At 40.3% G+C, this 25,638-nt stretch carries 25 protein-coding genes; 8 read left to right on the top strand and 17 right to left on the bottom strand.

The features are described 5' to 3' along the window. Nucleotides 1–39 precede the first annotated feature (39 nt). On the bottom strand, nt 40–750 hold the full coding sequence (locus HT99x_RS01065) for a polysaccharide deacetylase family protein (protein WP_158003391.1): 711 nt from the start codon (nt 748–750) through the stop codon (nt 40–42). 191 nt (nt 751–941) lie between these two features. Here HT99x_RS01065 and HT99x_RS01060 point away from each other — a divergent pair, with 191 nt between their 5' ends. After that, nucleotides 942–2,135 (top strand): phospholipase effector Tle1 domain-containing protein, encoded by a 1,194-nt coding sequence (locus HT99x_RS01060; protein WP_075066579.1) that lies wholly within the window; start codon nt 942–944, stop codon nt 2,133–2,135. 49 nt (nt 2,136–2,184) lie between these two features. Further along, complete coding sequence (locus tag HT99x_RS01055; protein WP_075066580.1) at nt 2,185–2,892, top strand: carbonic anhydrase; 708 nt, start codon at nt 2,185–2,187, stop codon at nt 2,890–2,892. Nucleotides 2,893–3,162: 270 nt separating this feature from the next. On the opposite strand, the gene HT99x_RS01050 is transcribed toward HT99x_RS01055, so the two are convergent. Continuing rightward, nucleotides 3,163–3,924 (bottom strand): hypothetical protein, encoded by a 762-nt coding sequence (locus tag HT99x_RS01050; RefSeq protein ID WP_075066581.1) that lies wholly within the window; start codon nt 3,922–3,924, stop codon nt 3,163–3,165. A gap of 333 nt (nt 3,925–4,257) precedes the next feature. Here HT99x_RS01050 and HT99x_RS01045 point away from each other — a divergent pair, with 333 nt between their 5' ends. Next, a complete protein-coding gene (locus HT99x_RS01045; RefSeq protein ID WP_075066582.1) occupies nt 4,258–4,662 on the top strand; it encodes a hypothetical protein in 405 nt (134 codons plus the stop codon). A gap of 6 nt (nt 4,663–4,668) precedes the next feature. On the opposite strand, the gene HT99x_RS01040 is transcribed toward HT99x_RS01045, so the two are convergent. The 3 genes from HT99x_RS01040 to HT99x_RS01030 all read right to left on the bottom strand — a co-directional run bounded on the left by HT99x_RS01040 (nt 4,669) and on the right by HT99x_RS01030 (nt 10,572). Then, complete coding sequence (locus tag HT99x_RS01040) at nt 4,669–6,600, bottom strand: DEAD/DEAH box helicase (RefSeq protein ID WP_075066583.1); 1,932 nt, start codon at nt 6,598–6,600, stop codon at nt 4,669–4,671. A gap of 97 nt (nt 6,601–6,697) precedes the next feature. After that, nucleotides 6,698–6,904: a cold shock domain-containing protein gene (locus tag HT99x_RS01035; RefSeq protein ID WP_075066584.1), complete on the bottom strand. Its 207-nt coding sequence runs from the start codon at nt 6,902–6,904 to the stop codon at nt 6,698–6,700. A gap of 233 nt (nt 6,905–7,137) precedes the next feature. Next, nucleotides 7,138–10,572 (bottom strand): acyl-[ACP]--phospholipid O-acyltransferase, encoded by a 3,435-nt coding sequence (locus HT99x_RS01030; protein WP_075066585.1) that lies wholly within the window; start codon nt 10,570–10,572, stop codon nt 7,138–7,140. 177 nt (nt 10,573–10,749) lie between these two features. Here HT99x_RS01030 and HT99x_RS01025 point away from each other — a divergent pair, with 177 nt between their 5' ends. After that, the gene (locus HT99x_RS01025; protein ID WP_075066586.1) at nt 10,750–11,040 is read left to right on the top strand and encodes a hypothetical protein; all 291 of its coding nucleotides are present in this window, start codon (nt 10,750–10,752) and stop codon (nt 11,038–11,040) included. Between the two features lie 51 nt (nt 11,041–11,091). Here HT99x_RS01025 and HT99x_RS01020 read toward each other — a convergent pair whose 3' ends face one another. From HT99x_RS01020 to HT99x_RS01000, 5 genes are all read right to left on the bottom strand, one after another. Continuing rightward, nucleotides 11,092–11,514, bottom strand: a complete 423-nt coding sequence (locus HT99x_RS01020) for an OsmC family peroxiredoxin (RefSeq protein WP_075066587.1) — start codon at nt 11,512–11,514, stop codon at nt 11,092–11,094. Nucleotides 11,515–11,601: 87 nt separating this feature from the next. Continuing rightward, nucleotides 11,602–11,817, bottom strand: coding sequence for a hypothetical protein (locus HT99x_RS01015; protein WP_075066588.1), 216 nt, complete (start codon nt 11,815–11,817; stop codon nt 11,602–11,604). 14 nt (nt 11,818–11,831) lie between these two features. Then, nucleotides 11,832–12,305 carry a DUF4442 domain-containing protein gene (locus HT99x_RS01010; protein WP_259565077.1) on the bottom strand — a complete coding sequence of 158 codons (474 nt, stop codon included), beginning with the start codon at nt 12,303–12,305 and terminating at the stop codon, nt 11,832–11,834. A 130-nt stretch (nt 12,306–12,435) separates the two neighbouring features. Next, on the bottom strand, nt 12,436–12,717 hold the full coding sequence (locus HT99x_RS01005; RefSeq protein WP_075066590.1) for a hypothetical protein: 282 nt from the start codon (nt 12,715–12,717) through the stop codon (nt 12,436–12,438). Nucleotides 12,718–12,724: 7 nt separating this feature from the next. After that, a complete protein-coding gene (locus HT99x_RS01000; RefSeq protein ID WP_075066591.1) occupies nt 12,725–12,973 on the bottom strand; it encodes a ribbon-helix-helix protein, CopG family in 249 nt (82 codons plus the stop codon). A gap of 279 nt (nt 12,974–13,252) precedes the next feature. Between HT99x_RS01000 and HT99x_RS00995 the strand changes: the two genes are divergently transcribed. Further along, nucleotides 13,253–13,618, top strand: a complete 366-nt coding sequence (locus HT99x_RS00995) for a hypothetical protein (RefSeq protein WP_139016606.1) — start codon at nt 13,253–13,255, stop codon at nt 13,616–13,618. A 54-nt stretch (nt 13,619–13,672) separates the two neighbouring features. Here the strand turns inward: HT99x_RS00995 and HT99x_RS00990 are convergent, their stop codons facing one another. From HT99x_RS00990 to HT99x_RS00980, 3 genes are all read right to left on the bottom strand, one after another. Beyond that, the gene (locus tag HT99x_RS00990) at nt 13,673–14,647 is read right to left on the bottom strand and encodes a hypothetical protein (RefSeq protein WP_075066593.1); all 975 of its coding nucleotides are present in this window, start codon (nt 14,645–14,647) and stop codon (nt 13,673–13,675) included. A gap of 60 nt (nt 14,648–14,707) precedes the next feature. Then, nucleotides 14,708–14,932: a hypothetical protein gene (locus tag HT99x_RS00985; RefSeq protein WP_075066594.1), complete on the bottom strand. Its 225-nt coding sequence runs from the start codon at nt 14,930–14,932 to the stop codon at nt 14,708–14,710. A 248-nt stretch (nt 14,933–15,180) separates the two neighbouring features. Beyond that, entirely contained in the window at nt 15,181–17,259 is a 2,079-nt protein-coding gene (locus HT99x_RS00980; RefSeq protein ID WP_259565074.1) for a sodium-translocating pyrophosphatase, read from the bottom strand. 299 nt (nt 17,260–17,558) lie between these two features. On the opposite strand from HT99x_RS00980, the gene HT99x_RS00975 reads away from it, so the two are divergent. Further along, nucleotides 17,559–19,913 (top strand): ankyrin repeat domain-containing protein, encoded by a 2,355-nt coding sequence (locus HT99x_RS00975; RefSeq protein ID WP_075066595.1) that lies wholly within the window; start codon nt 17,559–17,561, stop codon nt 19,911–19,913. A 41-nt stretch (nt 19,914–19,954) separates the two neighbouring features. On the opposite strand, the gene cydB is transcribed toward HT99x_RS00975, so the two are convergent. From cydB to HT99x_RS00960, 3 genes are all read right to left on the bottom strand, one after another. Then, nucleotides 19,955–20,971, bottom strand: coding sequence for a cytochrome d ubiquinol oxidase subunit II (gene cydB, locus HT99x_RS00970; protein ID WP_075066596.1), 1,017 nt, complete (start codon nt 20,969–20,971; stop codon nt 19,955–19,957). Beyond that, entirely contained in the window at nt 20,968–22,374 is a 1,407-nt protein-coding gene (locus tag HT99x_RS00965) for a cytochrome ubiquinol oxidase subunit I (RefSeq protein ID WP_075066597.1), read from the bottom strand. Before HT99x_RS00965 ends, cydB begins: the two co-directional genes overlap by 4 nt. A 205-nt stretch (nt 22,375–22,579) precedes the next feature. Continuing rightward, the gene (locus HT99x_RS00960; RefSeq protein ID WP_075066598.1) at nt 22,580–23,050 is read right to left on the bottom strand and encodes a universal stress protein; all 471 of its coding nucleotides are present in this window, start codon (nt 23,048–23,050) and stop codon (nt 22,580–22,582) included. Nucleotides 23,051–23,196: 146 nt separating this feature from the next. Here HT99x_RS00960 and HT99x_RS00955 point away from each other — a divergent pair, with 146 nt between their 5' ends. Continuing rightward, nucleotides 23,197–24,147 carry a TerC family protein gene (locus tag HT99x_RS00955; RefSeq protein ID WP_102134650.1) on the top strand — a complete coding sequence of 317 codons (951 nt, stop codon included), beginning with the start codon at nt 23,197–23,199 and terminating at the stop codon, nt 24,145–24,147. A gap of 94 nt (nt 24,148–24,241) precedes the next feature. Then, nucleotides 24,242–24,925, top strand: coding sequence for a peptide deformylase (def, locus tag HT99x_RS00950; RefSeq protein ID WP_075066600.1), 684 nt, complete (start codon nt 24,242–24,244; stop codon nt 24,923–24,925). A gap of 1 nt (nt 24,926) precedes the next feature. Here def and HT99x_RS00940 read toward each other — a convergent pair whose 3' ends face one another. Further along, entirely contained in the window at nt 24,927–25,637 is a 711-nt protein-coding gene (locus HT99x_RS00940; RefSeq protein WP_075066601.1) for an HAD-IA family hydrolase, read from the bottom strand. Nucleotide 25,638: the final 1 nt, after the last annotated feature.

The raw sequence follows: 25,638 nt of genomic DNA, 5'->3' as shown, positions 1-25,638 counted from the left end.
TAATAGACAATAAATTTTGTATGCTAACCAGATAAAAAATTACTCGTGTAAGCTCACGGCATTTTGACCGCGCAAAGCCAGTAATTCGGAAACCGTTACCAAGCGATAGCCTTTTTGCTGCAAACTATCGATTAGCATTTGTGTCGCTTTCACTGTATTTTCACGCCTTTTACCACCATCATGCAGTGTAATAATCAAGCCCGGTCTTAACTCTTTCATCACGTTATCATGAATTTGCTGAGAAGAAATATTAGTCCAATCCTGAGGCAAAAAGGTAAATAGCACCATTTGCTTATTCAATTTTGCTAAAGCTTCTCTTAAATTATCAGAAGTGATCCCAAAAGGTGCTCGAAAAGGGATCTCTTTTTGATAGCCTAAATTTCTTAAAATCGTATCCACTGATTTAATATCATTATAGATTTTATCAACAGAACGATTTTTCATTTTATCATGATACATGGAATGATTACCCAGTTCATGACCGTCCTTCATAATTTCTTTAACGATATTGGGATATTCTTTAGCATTGCCGCCTAATACAAAGAAAGTACCTTTAACATGATTCTTATTCAATACATCTAAAATTTGCTGGGTATAAGGTTCACTTGGACCATCATCAAATGTTAAAGCAACTACCTTTTGCGTGGTTTTTACATGTCGAATGGTTTCACTGGTTGATTTTTCAGCCAACACATTCCAGGATATCATGCTTAACAATGAAAAAAGTGCGATCTGCTTTACGTGTTTCATAAATGCCTTCCTATAGCCCAGGTTTACATTCAAGCTAACGGCATTTTTCATAGAAAATTTACCCTTATATCTCTTTTTTATGAAGAATATCTTTGTCAGGAAAATGCGACGAATTTGACCTGTATGAATAATGAGTAGTGGGGGTTATTGTTTTGTGTATAATTCACGAAACTGTTTCAATGGAGTTCGTCATGGCAGACATTCACTTCGTTATTCTCTTTAATGGAACCAGTAACGATGATAAAGATGTAAGTGTTACTAATATCGTTAAAATGCGCGACGGACTCAAACAAAATGATAAACAATTCATTATTTATCGAGATGGTATCGGTAACGATAAACAATGGCGATGGTTTTTGCCACGGCTCTTTGCCGAAATAACAGGATATGGCAGTGGCTGGATTATGCACCAAGCCTATCGAGAGTTACAACAAACCCTAACGCAAGCTATCAATAATGGAAAAATAAAATCCGGTGATACCCTACATTTTTCAGTTGGTGGCTTTAGTCGAGGCGCTGCAATCGCAAGAGATTTTGCTAATCATTTGACACAACGTGTTACTCGAGTCATACGTTCTAAGTTCCAATTGGCGATAAATATTAAACTCGATTGTGAATATCTTTTTGATACAGTGCCTTCATTTGGGATCCCCATTAACCTATGGCTTTTAGAGAAATTTTTTGGCATCCGCAACCAATTGATTGATTTAGGGTGGAATTTTAGCATTCCTTCAGGCACTAAAGTATATCATGCCGTCGCCGCAGATGAGCGACGTAATGCCTTTACTCCTAATCTGGTTAATTTCAAAGCTAGGGAAACAGAAGAAGTATGGTTTGATGGCGATCATTCGAGTATTGGTGGGGGATATACGCCTCCTACTAAAGAGACCAAGATGGCTGATGAAAATACGCTTCGCTATATGGTACGTCGCGCAATCAATAATGGATTGCAATTTGAAACGTCTTTCTTGCAAAAATTTGCACTTTCCCAGCCCGATCATTCTTTAGGTATGATTAAAGCCCCCACTTATGATGTGCTACCTTCAACACAACGCGGCCCTCGAACCATTACGGTTAAAGAAAACGATAGTCCCAGTCAACGTATTCCGCAGATTTCCGTCAGTATCATTGAACGCATGAGAATTGATCCCACTTATCGCCCTGAAAACATTATGCAACTTCAAGCATTAGACCTTGTGAAAGAAAGTGGGGAAATAGAATCCTATTCGGCAGAACGTCTTAAACAACTATGGAAAACTTTAACGTCGAATAAAGTACTACGCTTTCATCCAGCCACTACGCCAAAAGCAAAAATCGCTGCGCCCTCCCTTAAATCGCCAAGCAATCCCTCTAAGACAAAACGCCGTACGGCTACTGGGGTTTAATTTGATTTTTTGACTATAATAGTCATACGTTATCTATAGGAAAACCATTATGACAAATAAAGCTTTTGGATTGTTGATTTCAAGTTTGTTATTTTTTTCTCCTGTCATATTAGCCAATGAATCTGCTCAATTTTCAGAACACGTTCGAGAATTTGTAAAAAACATGGTGTTAGATAATAATAAACACGTCACCAATATCGCCCATGATGATTTTAAATTACTGTCAGAAGGCCAAAATCCACGTGCCACCGTTGTTTCTTGTTCTGATTCACGCGTACAAACTAAAGCATTTAATCAAAGCCCTGTGAATGATCTTTTTTTCATTCGCAATATTGGCAATCAGATCAAAAGCGCCGAAGGTTCTGTTGAATATGGCATCAATCATTTACATACACCGATTCTTTTAATTATTGGGCATTCGCATTGTGGTGCAATTCAAGCCGCGTTGAGTGATTACAGCAAAGAGTCGCCCGCCATTCGTCAAGAATTAGATAATTTACATCTTCCCAAAGCAACCGAATTAAATCATGGTGTTGTGGAAAATGTGAATCAACAAGTTGAATATGCTTTGAACAAATTTAAGCATAAAATCGATGCAAAGGAACTCATGGTCATTGGTGCCCTTTATGATTTTCGAGATGACTATCATCAAGGACATGGCAGACTCATTATCATTAATTTAAATGGTGAAGAAGATGCAAAGAAAATCAAAGCAGATTCAATCATGAAAGGATTAGCAGTACATACGTTAGAATAAGTGCTCATCCATGATGAGTCTTGGTTCCCACGGACAAGCCCTGAGAGATCCCCAGAAACATTTTGAATTTTTCCTACGCCCCTACGGGGCTTGGGAGAGGGGGATGGGCTCACCCGCGTAAGATTTAAGCACGTAGCGATTAAATCGCAGCGTAGGGAAATAGAATAAATCCACATCAACAGCCCCATCGGGGCGCAGGAGAATAGCCCCGCGTAAGATTGATTTGCACAGCGAAGCAATCGCTGCGTGGGGTTAATTGCAGCGTGCCTTTTAGATCCGATTCCCTGGCTTAGTGTCAGATGCACTAGTAGCAAGGCTTTGGCAAGCTTCAGCTCTAGCCTCTAAGAAACGTTTTAGCAGCATTTTATGATACGGTAATGGTGCTTGTTGTTTCAAGTGGGGTACTTCTACAGCAATTTCCTGCGAAGAATGATTATCCTGTTTTTCTTCATTTAAGAAATATTTCAATTCAACAAGCTTTTTATTACACGCTAATATATCTCTCTGTGCTGATTTTGGATAATGCAGTAATGCTTGTTTCACTTGCAAGACCGCTTGCTCTTTCATCAGGAGTGCTTGCGTTAAATTCTGTTTAGCGATAGCACTTGCTTGAGAAATATTGGCCATCGCCAGGTTCCAATAGGCATCAGCTAAATCTGTCGGTGTTTTATGTTTAAAATCGCTTAATAAATTAATTAAATCCGCATAGGCTTCTATTGCTTGGGCAAACTGATTTTGCGCAAAGCTCTTTTGTGCGACCAATTGTTTTTCTTTAATCACTTGAGATTGGCGTGTGCGTTGTTGATTTAAAACTTTCAACTCATGCTTTTGTTGTTGGGTTACGGCATACCCCACAGGATCAGTGATTCTTTGGATATAAGAGCTCACCTTTTGATTGAGTTTACTCTTGCCCCTTTTCTCTGCTAACAACAGATTTAATGTTTGAAATTGTTCTAATGCTTGCTCAGGCTTCTTCTTTTCATGAAAAAGTTCTTTGGCTTGCGAAAAGAGCATTAACAACTGTTGGCGCATATACAACTCTGCTTTTAGAAAACTAACAAAATAAGGATGCTATCAAACAAAAATAAAGTTATCAATATAAAAGCGATTGATAACATCATGATTTTTTAGTGCATTTACACTTAGTTTTTAATAAAAAATATTGCTGTTTTTGATATTGCGCTTTTCAATTTGCACTTATATGATAGCCTCACTTCAAAAAGCACAAGCAGATCTAAACCTTCTCCATTCGATCTTTTAACTCAAAACCAAAACAACAAAACCATCCTATACCGCAAACTTGAAATTCAAATAACAGTTAGCAAAATAGGTAGCCGTAATTTGTAATACCCAAAGGGGGAAATAATGATGATAAAGCAACTAATCGTTAGCGCATTACTGCTAGGCGCAAGTGTCTGTCATGCCGTCACGATTGGCGCACAATCCACAACGCAATTGCCTAAAACCGGAGAATGTTGTGTACAGCCGAAAAAGACTTCGCCAACTCAGGTAAAAAAAGTAGTACAACCCGCAACAGGAAAAAAGAAGCAGGTTACAACACCAAAAGTCGCTCAGGTAAAACACCATCACCACCACCATCATTACTATCATTATCCTAAAAAACCGGTGGGACGTATGGTGCGAAGAGAAGTGTATTATCGCCCTTACCATCAACCGGTAAGAGCAAGATCATATCGTCCGATGCCTGCGCGCGTGGTGTATCCAGCACCCGTTGTTGGAGGCGCTGGAATACAATTCACTATTCGCTAAAGCAATTTACGAAGACGCGTCATTTTTGTAAACAACGGTGGCGCGTTTCTTTATTGAACGTTGTTCGGAAAAAGCCGCTGCTTTATGGGCTTCTAAACGTTTAGGCTTTTCAACTCTGACCCGAGGATCTCTAAGTTTCTCATCCCAACTCTTTTTCTCAACACGACCATTGTCTTCTTTTTTGCCTCTAAAAGGTTTAGAGCCGAACTCTTCGTTTTTAGCGCGATAAGGTCGTTTAGATTCACCCGATTCTTCTTTTTTACCTCTAAAACCTCTCGCTTGCGAAGAAGCCCCAGCTTCTTTTTTACGATATGTTTTAACGCCAAAACCTGCGGTTGATTCTTCGCGTTTAGCATAACTTCTGCCCGCGCCTTCCGCATTATCACGTCGAGCACCACGATTACCTCCACGTGATTCTGAAGCGCCCTCTTCACGTCGACCACGATAACCTTGGGATTCGGATGCGGCACCATCACGTCGGCCACGGTAGCCTTGGGATTCGGAAGCAGCACCATCACGTCGACCACGGTAACCTTGGGATTCGGAAGCAGCACCATCACGTCGACCACGGTAACCTTGGGATTCACCACGATAGCCACCACGAGATTCTGAAGCGCCTTCTTCACGCCGACCACGATAGCCACCACGAGATTCTGAAGTGCTTTCATCACGTCGACCACGATAACCACCACGAGATTCAGATGCACCTTCATCACGTCGACCACGATAACCACCACGAGATTCGGAACCACGATAGCCGCCTCTAGCGCCATCACGCTGTCCAGAATAACCACCTCTTCTGTTATCTCGACCACCACGCGAACCCCCTCGTGAGGTTCCTTCTGTTTCTTCACCCGCATGGATTAAACGATGAATAGCCTTCCATTTATGACGTTCATCCGGCGAGACAAAAGATAATGCAAAACCTGTCATACCTGCGCGGCCTGTACGACCAATACGATGGATATAATCTTCAGGGCATTGAGGTAAATCATAGTTAATAACGTGCATAATGTGCGGAATATCAATACCGCGTGCAGCAATATCCGTTGCCACTAAAATACGACATTTATTATTACGAAACTCACGGATCACGCGATCTCGTTTACGCTGGTTTAAATCACCATGAATCGCATCTGCGGCATGATCTTTTTCTTGTAATTTTTCGGCAAGCTTATCCGCGCTAATTTTAGTTTTAACAAAGATAATGACCGAGCCTTCACGCTCTTCTAACGCCGTTAACAGGGTTGTAAATTTACTGCCTGATGAAACTTGTATCGTCTCTTGTTTGATTTGGCGGCTAGGCTCTGTCGTTGAACCAATTGCAATTCGTTGTGCATTTTCTGCTAAATACTTTTTAGATAATTTAACAATGGCCTGTGGCAATGTCGCAGAAAAAAGCAGGGTTTGACGCTCATCTTGTAAATTGCCCAGAATGGTTTCAATATCTTGGCTAAATCCCATATCCAACATGCGATCGGTTTCATCCAACACAAGATAACGAACGGATTGTAAATTTAAAGTTCTACGCTGCAAATGATCAATGATACGACCTGGCGTACCAATAATAATACGTGGGCGTCTCTTTAAAGCAGCAAATTGTTTAAAAATAGGTTCGCCACCAATCAACAATGCCATGTTTAATGAACGCATTCTTTTAATAAAGTGTAAAACGCTATCTTTTACTTGGGTTGCTAATTCGCGAGTGGGTGTTAAAATTAAAACACTTTCGTCAGGATTTTCGTCTAATTTGCTAATAATAGGTAGTAAATATGCGATAGTTTTGCCGGTACCTGTTTGCGCAGACGCTAATAAGTCGTTGCCAGCCAGGATGGTTGGGATTGCTTCTGTTTGAATAGGGGTCGGTTCGGTGATCCCCATCTGCTCCAAAGAATTCAATAGGACAGCAGGCAGCCCAAACGCATTAAAGTTTTGCATGATGATTTCCAAAAACAAAAAATTAAAGCGCTGCTGTCACTGTGGTAGCAGCGCTTAAAGATGATGTGGCAAGATGAGCTAGGGATTAGCTAGGCTATCAGTCAATCGTCTTAAGATTTACAGCAGAGACTTTACCTTTGCTGGTTTCTAATTCAAAGCTGAGGCGTTGGCCTTCTTTGAGGGCAGGGATCCCTGAATTTTGAACGGCGCTAATATGAACGAATACATCTTTATCGCCTTGATCTTGCTGAATAAACCCATATCCTTTAGTAGGATTGAACCATTTTACGATTCCGGTAGGCATTGGAATTCCTCTATATAGTCAAATTTAAGTGTAAATACAAAGAGTTATTGATGTCTTTTAAGACCTAAACTCTTGGACAGACACTTTATTTAACGTTTGGCAGGAGCCATGGTCTATGCTAAGAGTTTTATCAAACTCACTAGAATCGTACACATAATACAAGCCCATGTCAATTTTTCAATGAGAATATCCATGCAAAGGGGCCATAGAAGGTGGTACGGACGCTTACCTTCTTACATCATAAATTGATTTTTTAATAACTGTGCAATGGCCACATAATCCACCTTGCCACTTCCCAATAAAGGCAATTTATCAACCCAGTGGATGGCCTTGGGTACCGCAAGTTCAGAAATACCATTAGCGCGTGCATAACGTACAATATCTGCCTTATCCGCATTCATTCGCGTTGTTACCAGCACAAGCTGCTCTCCCTTTTTCTCATCAGGAATCGTGGCAACCGCATGCGCATGCTCTGGCCATAATTTATCTAACATTAATTCAACAAAAGTGAGAGAAACCATTTCACCACCAATCTTTGCAAAGCGTTTTGCCCGTCCCTTGATAGTGATGTAACCTTCTTTATCAAACTCAACAATATCACCGGTATCATACCAACCTTCAAGCGGAGGATTGATAACACCAGGATGATCGTAAAACATATAACCCAACATGATATTGGGCCCTTTAACACTTAACCTACCACCATCGGTAATTTCAGGCACAACACTCAGCTGATATTCCATGCCTGGCATCATTTGCCCCACTGTACCGGGTCGATTATGCATCGGTGTGTTCACAGAAATCACAGGCGATGTTTCTGTTGCACCATAACCTTCAAAAATTCGTACGCCATATTTGTCAGCCCATAAACGGCGATTTTCTTCTCGTAGCTTTTCTGCCCCAGAAAAAACATAACGAATACTATAAAAATCATAGGCATTAGCATAACGTGCGTAGCCTGCTAAAAAAGTATTCGTGCCAAATAAGATGGTTGCATTAATATCATAAGACAACTCAGGAATAACACGGTAATGAAGCGGTGAGGGATAAAAGAAAACTTTCATTCCATACAAGATAGGTAAAATAGTGCCTGCCGTTAAACCAAAGGAATGAAACATCGGCAACGCATTAAGAACAATATCAATGGGACTAAAATCCACGCGACTTGCCATTTGATTCTTATTTGCCTGGATATTTCGACTGCTCAAGACAACCGCTTTTGGGGTGCCCTCAGAGCCTGAGGTAAATAAAATAACGGCCGGTTGATTGGGATCGTTTTTGGAAGAAATAAAACCAAATAACTTAGGCATTGCACAGGCAAGCAAACCATAACCTTTATCGAATGTGCTAATTTCTTTACGCAAATCCTCTAAATAAACAATTTTAATGCCCTTTTCACTTAAAGCATCTATCATTCCTTGCAATCTAGCTGTCGCAATGAAAGCCCGAGCAGTACACACGACTTTAATTTGCGCTGTATGACATGCCAAAACCACATTATGTGTCCCTGTCGAAAAATTGAGTAATGCCACAACACGGCGATAGGCTAGTAAACCAAAGAATGTGACCACCGTGGCAGATAAATTGGGTAACAATAATCCAACCACTTCTTGTTCTGTAGTTAACTTTGCCAATTTTTTACCTAAAATTAGACTGCCCATCGTTAATCGTCGATAGGTGAGTGGTTGGCGATTGATATCTTCAATAATAATATGTTGACTACCATGAATATCTTTTGCTTGTAATAATCCCTCAAACAACGTGACATCCAAATTATTCCCAAGAAATAACATTTTCGCCATGATTTGATACAGTTGCTCACCAATCACTTGACGTCGTTTACGCCCTTTACATTCTTGCTCTACCAAAATTTTTTCGGATGGAAAGATGGTTAAGGTAATCTTAGGAAACCATCTGATATGAATGCGTCCTTTAAGCCTAGAAAAGGGTGTGTACTGTGCACCTTGAATTAATATTGGCAAAAGCACTGCATCTGCTTTATCCGCAATCATCCCTGGCCCTTCATAAATTTTCATTAAAGCCCCAGTAACCGTGATACGCCCTTCGGGAAATATCACCATCTGTTTGTTCTGTCTCACATACTTAATAATACTTTTCAACGAGAATGGATTAGCAGGCTCAATACCAAAAATTTCGACAAATAAAGTAACAGGTTTTACCCACCATTTTTTGGCATAACCACTATACATCGCGAAAGATAATTTCCCTGGCAAAAATGCAGCCAGTAATACCGCATCTATAAAGGAAGTGTGGTTTGGTACAATCACGACTCGCTCACCCGCTTTATCGTAATGTTCTAAGCCATTCACCTCGACACGATAGATAGCTTGCAACAACATTCGCATAATTGACTTCACTAATGCTCCTGGCAGCAAGCGACAACTTTGAATCACTACAATGATATTTAAAATAGCAATGGTTAAAAAAATCTGCGGAATTGTATAATTTTGTTTTAACATAATCATGACAACAACTGCTGCAATTGACATAAAAACCGCATTTATAATATTATTGCTGGCAATGATTCTGGCTTTATGTGACTCAGCCGAGCGATGCTGCAAAATGGCGTATAGCGGAACGATATAGATACCGCCACAAATAGCAATCATCAACACATCAAATAAGATACGCCAGTTTGGTATGGATTTTAAAAATTCCCAGGGTGTTTGCAATACCGTTGTGTTTAGATGGTTTACGACATATAGAGTAGAAAAATATAAATCAACCGTAAATAGTGTGATACCCAGCGCCGAAAGAGGCACAAAGGTTGCTTCAATTCTTCCTTTAACTAAACGATTACAAAAGATAGAGCCAATCCCTACGCCCACAGAAAAAATCGTTAAAAATAAAACAAAGACTTGCTCATTACCTTTAATATAATCTTTTGCATAGTTAGGAAATTCAGCCAAAAAAACAAAACCAATTAACCAAAACCATGAAATACCTAAAATGCTTAAATAGATATCTTTGGATTTGGTTGAAAATTTGACAATATCAATAGTATCCTTAACAACATTGAACGACACGCCCAAAAAGGGAGCTGGTGGTAAAGCTTGTGGGATATAACAACTACTGATATAACCTAATATCGCAGTCAACAATACCGTTGCGCAAATAATCATGCTGCCCAAGGGCATGACGATTAACATCACCCCTAAAATATTACCTAGTAGAATAGCAATAAACGTTCCTGTTTCTATTAAGGCTGTCCCTCCCACCAATTCATCTTCTGCTAAATGTGCGGGTAAAATACTATATTTGAGTGGGCCAAAAAATGTTGATTGCACGCCTAATAAAAAAAGTACCGTCATTAACACAGTGACATTATGAAAAATAAATCCCAAAGCTCCCAACAGCATTAGAACAATTTCTGCCATTTTGATTATTCGAATTAATTTAGCTTTCTCATACTTATCAGCAAGCGCACCCGCCAGCGCAGAAAAGATAAACATCGGCGCAATTAACAAGCAACTTGCTAAAGTAACTAAAATTTTGGGATCTACCGGTAACTCATTGACGATAACAAAGGTAACCAGCACCACGAGGGCGCTTTTAAATACATTATCATTGAAAGCACCCAGGAACTGAGTCAAAAAAAGTGGCAGAAATCTTTGTTTCGTTAATAGCGAAAATTGATTTTTGTACATGTTAATTCAAACCTATGCACGCATCTTTTAAATATCGGCATTGCTAGTCGCCACTTCATGAGTAACTACATTATTTTTATCGTCACCATTTGTCCACTAGTCGATTTTGACTGTCAGCAAAGGCAGCAAACCTGTTATTTTGCTATTCAAGATAAATAAAGCCGCGAAGAGGTGCACATGTCCAAAATTAATAAAGATTTACTTAACTATGCAAATGAAGTAGCAGATGCATTGAATGATGTTTATGCACAAAATCATAAAATGCAATTTTGGAGCCAAGTTGGCAATTTCATGCTAGGTCTTGTTGATATCGCCCTTCATGGTTTTAAGGCAAAAACGCCTTTGCTAGGACTTTATCATTTGTATCAAGCTGCGCAAAAACCAGCGCCTACTTTAAAGCCTTCAATGGATCTCGATTTGGCGCCACGCCCACGTCAAGAACCATTACCAAGACCTCGTCCTTATTAAGGTTCCATAAAAAAGGAGGGTAATACCCTCCTTTTGTTTCTCTCTTATTCGTTATTGTAGTTCTGCTTTTAAGCTGATTTTCGTGTTAAGTAAACGAGAAATGGGGCAATTCTGTTTTGCTTGTGTTGCTAACTCTTGAAATTTTGTATTATCAATTCCAGGAATTTTTCCTGTCAAACTTAAATCAATCGCTGTTACTGTCCAATTACCTTCCACTTGATCTAATTCTACTACAGCTTGGGTTTGTAACGATTCGGCAACAAAGCCTGCTTGACCTAACATGGCAGACAGCGCCATCGTAAAACAACCTGCATGGGCTGCAGCAATCAATTCTTCTGGATTCGTGCCTTTTTCACCAGCAAAACGCGTTGTAAATGAATAGGGTGTATTTTTGAGCACATTACTTTCAGAAGTTAATTGACCTTTGCCTTGCTTTAAATCACCGGTCCAATGTGCAGATGCTGTTCTTTTCATATTGCTGTTCCTTCTAATAGCGTGTTAGGTATTTATACTCGAACCAGTTTGATTTTAGACGCATAAATTCAAAATGGCAGTAGTATATCAACTATAGATGACTGAATGTACTATAGCACAACCAACACCAACGCCTGCTCCCATTAAAAAACCATTACCAATGGTTGCAGCGGTTACACCATTTAACACAATGTTGAACAAAACGCCCAATGCACCATAATCAATGGCTTCATTAAAAACATAAGGTAAATTAATACCCGCAGCTGCGACTTCCATCAATTCTTGATTGGTTATAATTCTCATAAATACCTCATGTTTTATTTATATTTGACTGATAAAGTTAATGTAAATCGAGCCACCGGATCTAAAGCAGAAAGACTCGGTGTCGTTGCAATGATATTGACCAATACGTTTTCACGTTCTTTACTTAGAGCCGCATTTTTTAAAGTGGCTTCTATTAAGGGGCCATCTTCGCAAGTAAAATACACATCGGCTTCGGGACGTCGTATAAATTCTGCTGAAAAATCTTTAAAGGCAAAAGAAACTTTGCCTAATTGCGCGCTTAAAAAATGCATCATGTGGATGCCGCCGGTAATATCTGCGCCCACACACAATGCCCCAAAATACATGGAATGTAAATGATTTTTAGTGCGGCGGGATAAGGCAATTTTAATGACGGCTCGCTGATTATCTAAGAATAATACTTTAGGTCTTACCCAAGCAATCAGCGGAATTTTCCACCACGCAAAAGCCCACAGTTTTAACGTGGTCCCCCATTGGGTTTTATTCATCGTTTTCATCATCCTTGTGTAAGCATTGTTATGTCAAACTAATAACTATTTTTGAAAACAGGATTCATCTATTCTGCGATTTCTTTAGTGATTACTCAATAGTGAATAAATTCAAAATGGAAAGAGTATCTTAGCATTTGTCTGCTGCATTGTTTCGTAGCTGTACATGTAAAATTTTGATCTGATGACGTTCATAGTCAATTTGGGCAAAAATCATGACCACACCAATGAGGGTCGTTCTTGAAAAAGTGGTAATACCCTTAATCTCACCTTGTTGATCGGCATGTCGTACAGGCTGCGTTAATCCTGCAAGATGTTGCTCCAAATAATGCAATAGGTCTTTGGCAATACTTTCTTCATAGAATTGCAAAGTTTCTATGACAGTTGGATCAACTAAAATTTCCCATGCCATTACTTACTCACTTATCACGAGATTCGCGTTTTTGCTGGATAAGCCCATGTGTTTTATGAATAGGGATATACTCGCTTTCAGGTGTATTGCGCAAACGCTGAGAGGCAATATAAAACCCAATAAGTTCGTCGAGATAATTATCAATCAGTTCATTAATAATATAAGCTCTGGAACGTGCGGTTAGTTTTGCAATTTTATCTATTTTTTTAAGATTTTTTTCGCTCATATCGAGGCTCACTTTTTTGAGCTTACTCATGTCTATGCTTCCCTCTTATTCGCGAATACATTCTATTACCATATATGAGTGAAGAGGGTTCTGCAATTTCCACAATGAATATGATAATTTGCACTTACACTCTTTTTCTTTAACAGACTGCATAAAAACACTATGATTGATAATATTACCTATCCTTATTAAATAAACTGAACGTTCAGTACTTCTGTAAAAAAATGCTGCAGTGACCTTTCAGCAAACAGGCAAATGTCTTTTGTTAATTTTTGATATACTTTATTTAAAGAAGAAGCGGAGATGGATATGGTTGTTCAACAAGATACCGTACTGGATAAGCCTTTAAAGCAAATGCTAAAAGAATTTGAAGAATTAAAAAATCAGATCACACAGCAAGAAAGCAATCCGCAAATCTTAGAAACCTTTCTTGTCTTGAAAGCGTCTTTATTAAGTGCTTTAGAACAAAAGGAATTAGAATCTTATGCCGAAATTGAGCGCAGCAAAACAAGAAAAAATATGCTCGCTCGAAAACTAGATGCCTTAAAACAAAGCGAGCAAAAAATGCGCGATGAGATTATCAAAGAGATGGAAGAATACAATCGTATTAAGCGATTTCGACATGCGCAACTTGCCAGTATTCAACGCAATATTGATGAAATAAAAAAACAATAATGCTACTTGTTCTAACTTATCTCACAGGCTAGATAATAACCTCTTAGCTAAATCTTAACTTGATCTAGAGCGGATTATTGAAGTAGTCCCTCCAGGAAAGTCTTTATGCAACAAATGAAGACCCGTTTCATACTGAGCATCTGGTATTTGCGCCTTGATAGAAGGTGCACTTTTTAAAGCACGCTCATAGCCAATGGGCCTGAGTAAGGGGGTAACATTTGATAACGATAGCAAAGCATTCGGTTTTTCATCTTCATGAATCATCATTTCACTTAAGCTTTTTATAATATCACATTCATGGTCTAGCAACGGCACTGGTTGCCCTCGGTGTTTAGACGCTTCATAAAAATCTATAATACAATCATGGAGTATTTTATCGCTGGTATAAAGCTCATCGAAACTAGCACTATAATGATCAACCAATTTGCTGATAGCTTCACCATGACGTTGCTGATAAGCGTATTGCAACAATACCCATCCTTTATTGACACTTTTATCAACAAAATCAACCCGAGATTTATCTTCATTAAGAATTGCGTAAACGTTATTCCACTGCCCTTTTTCCGCTGCCTGAAAAAGCAATTCTGATACAATGCCTAATTCTAATATGGTTTTTGCACCTCGCTCTCGCAGCGCATAAGCAAAAGTATGATGTCCGTGATGAATGACCATGTCTAATAAAGTAAAATAAAGACCGGAAGCGCAAAATTTTGTATTAATATCTAAATTTTTCTTTTCTTCTAATAATTCGAACAACGATGACCATCTTTGCGTGCTAATAAGTGCTTCAAGCATTCGAAAGTGAGGAAGCACCCATAATCCAAATTTATTTTGCAACAAAAACAATTCTGTTACTTTGCTTTGATAGATAGCATGATCGCTCAAACTCCATCCTAAAGTCGAAAAATGATAATCCTTTTGCGTTACCAGAGCGCGATTCATTTCTAATTGGGTAAAAACACTATGCCAATCTCCTGCTCTAGCAAAATCATGAAGGCTGAGTATTGTTTTGCGTGGACCTGTTAGCATGAAGAGATACCTTGGTGTTCTGATAAAGAAGCGCATTGTATCTGTTTAAATAACTTGGATTCAAGTTTCTTCAAAGGCAATAGGATGAAAAGTGGTGTAAAAAAATTCGCCGAGTCGATGGCCAAGCTGTTGGTAAATAGCCGTTGCCTCAAATAAAGTAACCTCTTTTTGAATAAAGACTTTTGCTAAACTCGTATAAACCAATGAAAAAGTAGCTAGGGATTGAATAAATAATACATTCCCCCCCGCGATATTGCCCCACTCAGATTCTTCAAGCACAACCATTGCATTCTCCTTGCTGGCGTAGTATTGAGTGCTCCTTTACTGCTTCTCAAAGTGAGACATCCCTACTTCACTTTGCTGCTTCAAAAAAGCACTCATGCTACCGCTTTCACTGCTGTCTCTTGCAAACAATCGCGACTTGCTGCAATTCGCAGGATATTAAATCAGCACTTTACTAAAAACAAGTCTTTTAGGATTTTTATTTTAAAGTTCCCCTCATCCTACGAAAGATGAGGGGAACAAAGAGCGGATTAATGATTCGCTAATATTGCTAACATTAATAATGCGACGATGTTAATGATTTTAATCATCGGATTCACGGCAGGGCCTGCAGTATCTTTGTAGGGATCGCCAACGGTATCACCCGTGATAGAAGCTTTATGCGCATCGGAGCCTTTGCCACCATGATGACCATCTTCAATATATTTTTTAGCATTATCCCAAGCACCACCACCGGAAGTCATTGCAATCGCGACAAATAAACCAGTCACAATCGTACCTAATAACATGGCACCTAATGCAGTGAAGGCTGCAGCTTGTCCTGCTACCATCCGAATGGTAAACCACATAATCGCTGGCGCTAATACCGGCAATAAAGAAGGTAAAATCATTTCTTTGATTGCTGTTTTGGTTAGCATATCAACCGCACGACCATATTCTGGTTTCGCTTTGCCTTCCATAATGCCTTTAATGTCACGAAACTGACGCCTTACTTCAACCACCACTTGGCCACCAGCCCGTCCAACAGCCATCATGCCCATTGCACCAAAAAGGTAAGGCAGCAAACCACCGACAAATAAGCCAACAACCACGAAAGGATCATTCAACGTAAATTGAATGTTAAGATCCGGAAAATAATATTTCAAATCTTCGGTATAAGCGGCAAATAACACTAACGCAGCAAGACCTGCTGAACCAATGGCATAACCTTTAGTAACGGCTTTGGTTGTATTGCCTACGGCATCTAATGCATCAGTGACCACTCTCACATCAGCAGGTAATTCTGACATTTCTGCAATACCACCCGCATTATCAGTAATCGGCCCATAAGCATCTAAGGCAACAATCATACCGGCTAATGCCAGCATAGCGGTTGCAGCGATGGCAACGCCCAATAATCCGGCATTGATATAAGAAACTAAAATACCGACGCAGATGACCAACACGGGTAATGCGCAAGCTTCCATCGAAATCGCCAAACCCTGAATAATGTTGGTCGCATGGCCTGTTTCAGAGGCAGCCGCAACACTACGAACAGGACGATAACGGGTGGAAGTATAATACTCGGTGATCCAAACAATTAACCCGGTCACACCAAGACCCGTTAACGCACAAATCAGCAATTTCATACCGTTGGTTGAACCTGTATTCAATGCAATTTCTTGGTTCAAACCAAATAGGTAATGTGTTGCGCCAATAATTAAGCCAGCAGATACTAATGTGCAAACAATAAGACCTTTATAAAGTGCCCCCATGATATTGTTGCTTGAGCCTAATTTGACGGCAAAGGTACCAATAATGGATCCTAAAATGCACACACCACCAATTAATAATGGATACATCATTAATTTTTCAGCTTGGATCCCTGTGGCAAAAATAGCGCCTAACACCATGGTAGCAACAATGGTAACAACATAGGTTTCAAACAAATCGGCTGCCATTCCCGCACAATCACCCACATTATCGCCAACGTTATCAGCAATCACTGCTGGGTTGCGTGGATCATCTTCTGGAATACCCGCTTCAATTTTACCTACCAAATCAGCACCAACATCCGCACCTTTGGTGAAAATGCCGCCGCCTAATCGCGCGAAAATCGATATTAAAGAAGCACCAAAGCTTAACGCGATTAATGCTTCCATCATGGCGCGTTGTGCTAAGCCTTGTTTTTGCAGAAAAAGGAAATAACCTGTAACGCCCAACAATCCTAAACCAACGACGAGCATGCCTGTAATGGCACCGCCTTTGAAGGCAACATTTAGCGCTTTAGCTAAACTGGTGCGAGCAGCTTCAGCCGTACGCACATTTGCTCGAACAGAAACATTCATACCGATGTAACCTGCCAAACTTGAAAGTGCTGCTCCAATCACAAAACCAATTCCAACATATTGACCTAATAAATAGGTTAACAATGCGGTAACAAATAATCCCACTATCGCAATCGTGCTGTACTGACGATTGAGATAAGCACTCGCCCCTTCTTGAATAGCAGATGCAATTTCAGCCATCCGTGCATTGCCGGTTGGTGCAAGGCAAACTTGCCGTACAGCATAAATGCCATAGAGCAGGGCCATGCAAGCACATCCCAGAATAAAAACATTAAGTTCCATTACCAATCCCTCTTATTTGTTATCAACCTTTCTGCTAGCGCAAGATTAATGCAGCATCGCGGTTTACAAGAATAAAATAAATTTACTTGAACGGATACAAAATTGAAGTGTTGTTAGGATTTGGGAAACGCATTTTTATTGCTTAACCTATTTTTGTTGTAAATAACAGACCTTTTGTCGGATCCACTTGTCGGATTTTTATTTAAATAACTTTCCATCAATACCTTTACTTGTTAGGCTCCCATCTCAAATTTTTTCAATAAAATTAATAATTTAACTGACTTATAGGGGTTTTCAGCATGAATTCCGGACCGCAGAGAGACAATCGAAGTCGATTAGGTCGACTCAGAGATGGTGTTGCCGATTTTTTCATTGGCACCAAAAACATATTAGTTAACTGGCTTTATAGCATGACGCGTCGAAAAATTCTGTTCTATTTACTTGTCTCTTTATTCACCTTAGGAATTTTAGCTGCTTACCCTTTAAGCACCGTTGCACTGTTATCCATTTCAGCAGCTATGCCGATTGCTTTAGAAATCACTTGGGGTATTACCAAATTCATTACCAACCGAATCTTTTCTTCTGTTAGAGGTCGTGTTAATCGTGCGCTAGGACGCCGCGCTGATGGCGATGATACTATTGGCGAAACGCCAGATGTTACAGATCGAGATAATACTTCTGACTTACGTACGGATCCCGGCGTTATTATTAATGCACTCACAAGTGGTAATAATGAACGTGCATTACAATTAGTGGCTAATGTGAACGTACGTCATACCAACTCATTGATGACGCTGGTCGCAGAAACCATTCGCCGCAATGCAATTGAGGTATTCAATCGATTAATCGTGTTACCCGAAGTCGAACAGCGCCTCTCACATACCAATAACCGACTTTTGTTAGTTGCGGTACGCGAACGACGTCCAGAGATGGTAACCGCTTTACTGCGTAATGAACGTGTCAGAAACAACGCAGAAATCTCTAACAATGAAGCATTACGCGAAGCCTGCAGCTTAGGGGCTTTAGATATTGTGAATGCTTTACTTGACTGTCCTAATGTCGTCAATCGCATTACTTTCAATCATAATGAAGCCGTGCGCCTTGCCCAAGAAAATGGACATTTTGATGTGGTAGCACGCTTATTAGAAATCGAGGCGGTTGCTAATTATCAAGTGCCTGAAAACATTCCCTTACATTTTACGCCACGTACCACTGAACGTTTGCACGTTCCTGCCGATCCTTTACGGTTTAATCCTTATGCGCCACAAAATCTTGGGGTATTTGATCTTTTTGGGGTATTGAATAATCTTGACCGTTTGAACCGTCATAACGTACCCAATCGAAATGAAGACGATAATGCGCTTCGCAATTTTGCCAACAACCGTGAAAATGCGATGGCTGGCTTAGATGCAAACCAACAGCGTGAATTAGGTGTTCTGCAACAACGTTATCAAGCTGAGTTTCAATCTCGAGGACTTGATGCGATTATGGCAGAAATCCGCGGTTTCTTAATTGAAAAATATAACGCGAATCCGATCCGACATAATGGTAGAGCCATTCCGATTGATGAATATAACGCGTCACTGCCTGCCAATGTGAAAGCCCAATATTTCACGCATAAAATTCATACGGCTTATCGCTATTTATTTAAACATCCTAATCCTTGGATTAGCCAGAATGCAATCCATGTTCAACATCACATGGGTGGTGGTCGTTCAGCCAGCATTTCAAACGATCATAAAATTAAAATAGCTTATCTGTGGTTGGCCGCATCGAATGCACAAACTGCTGCTGTTGTTGCCGCTGATGCCAATCCTAGCCGAAGGGTCCCACAAGCAGAAGCTATCGATAGTTTGAAAACGGTTTTTGCTGAGCTCATTTTAGCCGGTGCAGCCCGTGGTCATAACTATGATAATCATATTGCCAATGCTCGCGCAGGTCAGGAAGTGGATGATGGTGAAGGCGATAAACCGACTTGCGGTATGGGTGTTTCCCAATGGGTAACTCAGTTTTTAACCTTGGTTTCAAACGATCCTGCATCCCGTCCTTTAAATGTGGATACCTTGAGAGCAAAATTCAAATCGATTTTAGTGGCGGATGAAAATAATCGTGACGCTTTATTTACTAAATTAGAAAGAATGGACAAAGCGACGCTTACAAAAACCAAAGACGCCATGGAAGATTATATGATCGTCAATATTGGCAATCTTGACGGTGTTGAAGAAGAGAATCGTCCGCTGATTGAAGCACTCAAACCTTCTGCTGACGCGATTGAAGCGATGGTGCAAGAGTGTAAAACCTTCTTTAGTGAGCAACGAATCACGGCACAAGAACGCGTTCGCATTGGAACGGACTACCATGCTTCTTATGAAGCTTGTCTGCGACATTGGGCCACTAATTTAGTGCAGGATTGCTATCAAGAAATCAATCACAAAATTGAACAATTACAAAAAGCACCTGCTAAAAAGCCAGCTGGTAAAGACAGCCCTACAAGGAAAGGCAAAGCGGTGGACAAAGATAATCATGGAAAAACACTGACCTTCATTCCCCGAAATCAGCGCGGCAAAAAATCCAGCACCGATAAAGAGAATGATAGTTCAAGTGCAAATGATGACTCCGCTAAACCAAAGAACAAAAGTACTAAGAAACGATAAGTCTAAAAAAACGCCCCTATATAGGGGCGTTTTTTTTCATTCTAATGATAGCCTTCACCCTCTCGTAACTTCCCTCGAAACGTCCAATAAACAAAAACGGTATATCCTAAAATCATCGGCAATAAGACTAACGTACCTAGCAATAAAAATAATTGCGATTCTGGTGCTGCCGCTGCTTGCCAAACGGTTAATGAGGGAGGAACCAGATAAGGAACATTCGAGATCACTAAGCCAATATACGCTAATAAAAAGAGCACGACCGCACTAAAAAAGGCTTGCATGGTATGACGGTTGTCACTAATCCCTAACCAACACAAAATAAACAATAAAATCGTTAATATTGGCACAGGTGAAAGATAATAGAAATTGGGCAACGTAAACCACACTTCTGCAATTCGCGGAATAATCATGGGTGTCCAAAGACTGATGATCAAAATGATACCCGATAGTGCTAATAAGAAAGGACGAGCAATAACACGAGATTGATTGGCCACTTCCCCTTCGGTTTTCATGATCAACCAAGTCGCACCGAGCAATGCATAACCACAGCACATACCCAGGCCGCACATCATGCTAAATGGGGTGAGCCAATCTAAGGGGCCTCCCGCAAAATGGTTATCAACGACTTTAATACCTTGTAATAACCCACCTAAAACAACCCCTTGTGCGAAAGCAGCAAAAAGTGATCCTAACGTAAAAGCCACATTCCATTTGAAATGATGAGGTTTGGCAACCCAACGAAATTCAAAAGCCACACCGCGAAAAACCAAGGCTAATAACATCACAATAATTGGGATATATAGAGCAGGCATGATAATGGCATAGGCTTTAGGAAAAGCGACCCATAAACCACCGCCCCCTAATACTAGCCATGTTTCATTACCATCCCAAAAAGGCGCAACGGTATTCATCATTTGATCATGGGCTGCTTCAGTTTTGAAAAAGGGGTACAAAATACCTACGCCCAAATCAAAACCATCGAGAATGATATAAAGTGCCACAGCCGTACCAATCAAAGCCGCCCAAATCAGTGGCAAACCAAATTCAATTAAGTTCATATAACAGCACCTCCTTCAAAGGATTCTCGCGCTGAATGTTGAGCAGCTGAGAGTGGACGATTAGCAACGCCATCATCACCAGGGGCAATGGCTGCACCTTGTGGACCTTTTTGAATCATTTTACGAATGTAAAGTATTCCGGTGGTGAACACGACGGAATACACCAACACAAACAACGTCAGTGAAATCGCCACGCTTGTACCATCAATCGGAGACACGGCATCTGCGGTGCGTAAAATGCCTTGCGCTATCCAAGGTTGCCGCCCACTTTCGGTGACCATCCAACCCGATAAAATCGCAATAAAGCCTAAGGGCCAACTATAACCCACTGCCCCTAAGAAAAATCGTTGGGTGAACAAGCGTTTGGTTAACCACAAAATACCACCGACTACGCCTATCAATAGCAAGAGCAGACCAATACCGACCATCACACGAAAGGCAAAGAAAACTGAGATTAAAGGAGGTCTATCTTCTTTGGGGAAATCCAATAATCCTGGGAATAACCCATCCCAATGATGCGTAATAATCAAACTACTTAAATTGGGGATCGCAATTTCATACAGATTTTTTTCCGCTTTGGCATCAGGAATAGCAAATAACACTAATGAACCAGGTTTACTGCCATCCCAATGTGCTTCCATGGCTGCAATTTTTGCGGGTTGATATTTTGCTGTGTTTAATCCATGTAAATCACCCAGAAAGATTTGTACAGGCGCTAAGACAATCACCATGCCAAGCCCCATGCGCACCATCGTTTTGGCTTCTTCGGTAAAACGTTGTGCCAATAAATAGCGAGCACCAATGGCCAACACCACAACGGATGTTGTCAAATAAGCCGCCGTCATCATATGCATAAAGCGATAAGGGAAACTAGGGTTGAAGACAATGGCAAACCAATCTTTGGGATTAGCGACCCCATTGACGACTTCGTGACCTGCCGGCGTATGCATCCAGCTATTTGCAGATAAGATCCAAAAGCCTGACATACAGGTACCGACCGCCACTAAAATAGCGGACAAGGTATGCAGCCAAGGTGGCACACGCTTCCAACCAAATAGCATGACCCCTAAGAAAGTTGCTTCTAAAAAGAAGGCCGTTAAAACTTCATAGCCAATTAAAGGACCAATCACATTGCCAATGGCGACTGAAAATTGGCTCCAGTTAGTTCCAAACTGATAAGACAACACGATGCCAGAAACCACCCCCATCGCAAAAGAGACCGCAAATATCTTGGTCCAAAATCGAGCCAGTGTTTGGTAATGTTCCTTTTTACGCCACTGCCACAGCACTAACAACGATGCGATATAGGCAGAAAGTCCAATCGTAAAAGCAGGGAAGATAATGTGAAAACTGACCGTAAAACCAAATTGAATGCGACTTAGTAAGAGGGGATCAAATGTCATGCTGTTTTCCCGATAGCAAATGTTTAGTTATCAGCATAATTAAATGCAACCTATTTATACCTCTAAAAAAATACGCCTTTTATCACGCTTCAGCAAGTTACCAAAAGACAATATTCATACTAAGAAATTCGCTATTGGAATGCGAATCATTCGTATAATCATTTATTGGATGAATAAATTCGTTCAAAGACAACAAATCGCCTCTCTAAGTACGAGCGCGTTTGGCCTTTTTCTTGTCGGGCACTATCAAGACGGGAATACTGCTATGACGTATCACGTAATCGGTTACACTGCCTAAGACAATTCTCACCAATCCTCGTAAACCTTGCGTTCCCATCACGAGCAGTTGTGCTCGAGAAGTGATGGCTTGCGCTAAAATTTTTTCTGCAATCTGCTCTTGATAATCATTTAATTCGATGAGGATCGTTTGTGCATTAATCTTTTTCTTTTGTGCTTGTTGTTTTGCTTGGGCAAGCACTTTTTCTGCTTGATTGCACACCATATCGTTCAATGAGTCATTTCGTAAATGTTTAAACCCCCCAGAGATCCCCGCAAAATCGATGACATGAATAATCACTAATTTGGCATCATGAACACTTGCCAATGCAATTGCTTGACTGAGTGCTGCTTTTGCAGGATTGCTGCCATCGATTGCAACCAGAATTCTTTTATACATAGTGTCTAACCTTAATCTCTCTCATTCTTGAAGTGTAATCGAAATCATTATCCACAGCATAGACGCTTCGTATTGGAAGCCTGTGACCCGCTATACTTCATAATGAATCTTTTAAAGCAACAAACCCTGTATATATTGGAGGTGGTGTGGTAACTGTTGGCCAGTGGTGGATGTGGATCATCTTTTTTACCATCATAGGACTCATGTTATTTGCTGACATCTTCTTATTAGGTGGTGGAAAATCACATCGTGTCTCTACCAAAGAAGCTTCGATTTGGATCATCGTTTGGGTCAGCATTGCGCTTTGCTTTAATGTGGGTTTATGGTTTTATTTACTTGAAACGGCTAACCAGCAAATTGCGAATACCAAAGCAGCTGAATTTTTAACCGGTTATTTGATAGAGCTGTCATTATCTGTTGATAACTTATTTGTCTTCATCTTAATCTTTAACTATTTTAAATTGCCACTAGAGCTGCAACGGCGCACATTGCTTTTTGGTATTATTGGCGCCATTGTTATGCGGCTTATTTTTATCACCCTAGGTGTTTGGCTCGTTGCAAAATTCCACTGGATACTTTATCTGTTTGGCGGTTTTCTGGTTTACACGGGTATCAAAATTTTAGTCACTCGAGATGAAGAGCCGCATCTTGAAAATAACCCCGTGTTGCTTTGGTCAAGAAAACATTTAAGAATTACCGAACACTTAGAAGGTGAACGGTTTTTCGTGCGAAAAGAAGGTTTGCTTTATGTGACACCGCTTTTTATCATTTTAATGTTGATTGAGCTCAGTGATGTTATTTTTGCCATTGACAGCATCCCTGCTATTTTTGCTATTACAACCGATCCTTTTATTATTTATACCTCTAATATCTTCGCTATTTTAGGCCTTCGTGCCATGTATTTTCTCTTAGCACGTCTCGCTGAACTGTTTCATTATCTCAAATATGGCGTTGCCCTCATTTTAATCTTTATTGGCGTCAAAATGCTTATCGCTTACTGGTTTAAAGTGCCCATTTACATTACGCTCAGTTTGATAGTCATAACGCTGGGTACGTGTATTATCATTAGTCGAGTACATAAACCGCAGCCCAAATAGAGTTATTTGTTAAACTTATATTTGATTCTTGCGATGATCATTTCCTATTTTGCGGTATAATCGCTCCAGTTTTTTTATCTGCGGAATATCACTCATGACATGCTTAAAAGTTCTTCGTTTTCCCAATCCCATTTTACGTCAAGGGCTTCCCCTTACCACGGTTTTTGATGAAGCACTCAAAACAGCAGCAGATGATTTATTTGAAAGCCTTTATGCTGCTAAAGGATGGGGACTCGCCGCAACCCAAGTTGGGTTGACACAACGTCTGTTTGTTTTAGATATGGGCCCAGAAAACAGTGAACCACTTTGCATGGTGAATCCTATTATCACGACAAAAGAGACCCCCGTATTATCCGATGAAGATTGCTTGTCTTTCCCTGGCGTTCATATGACGTTAGAGCGCGCTCGTGATATCACCGTAGAATACCAAGATCTCACCGGTGCAAAACAAACGTATCAAGCAACTGGCGTTACTGCTTGCGGTATTCAACATCTCATCGATTTATTAAATGGCGTTTTGATCATTGATTCTTTATCAAAACTTAAACGCGATAGACTCTTAAAACAATATAAGAAATTTATTGCCAGCGGTGGACACATGCATAGCCACGATCATGTCCATGGTCCAAATTGCAATCATGAACATGAACATCATCATGTCCATGATCATGTACACGGTCCAGATTGCAATCATGATCATGAACATCATCACGTCCATGATCATGTACACGGTCCTCATTGTCATCATGAACATGAGGAAGAACTCGAACACGCTTAGATTACGATAGCTTTGCTAGTATGGCAGGCATTTGGCGCCAATCGTCAAATGCCGCTTTACAGCCTAAAGCTTGTAGTGTCTGCGCTTGTTCTTGTGGATTTTCCGCAAACCCTGTAAAAGCTAATGTCGTTAATCCTGCCGCTAACGCTGCTTTGGCACCGGTTATACTATCTTCCACTGCAATGCTATTTTCACTTAAAGCGTCTACTTGTTGCATCGCCCGTAAATAAACTTCAGGATGTGGTTTTTGAATGTTACCTGCTTCAAAAAAGCGAGTGCCAAACAAAGACGCTAATGCATCTCCTTGCTGATTGTTCGCAAAGCGCATGGCGCATAATGCGCGTTGGATTGGATTGTTAGAAACCAATGAAAGGATGACTCCTTGAGAAGAAAGCGGTGCTAATGTCTCAATGAGATGAGGGGCCATTGCAATACCTTCGGGTATTTCCTTCAGATATTGCATCATTCTCGCCTCTCGCGATTCATAAAGCGTTTTATAGTCTACGGTAATACCAAAATAGTCACTTAAATTCTGACATAAGGTTTCTCTTGCTTGACCATGAAAATATTGCTTGAATACGGATAAGGTTAATTCTTTACCTGCGCTTTGGGCATAAAGCGCATTAAATCGCGCGATTAAAGAAGGGACTGCATACTGCTCTGTCGCCATTAACGTATTATCAAAATCCAAAAAAAGCCAATATTTTTGCATA

This window comes from Candidatus Berkiella aquae, from assembly GCF_001431295.2.
In the GTDB taxonomy this organism is placed as follows: Bacteria; Pseudomonadota; Gammaproteobacteria; order Berkiellales; family Berkiellaceae; genus Berkiella; species Berkiella aquae.
This window is presented reverse-complemented; position numbering and strand designations above follow the sequence as displayed.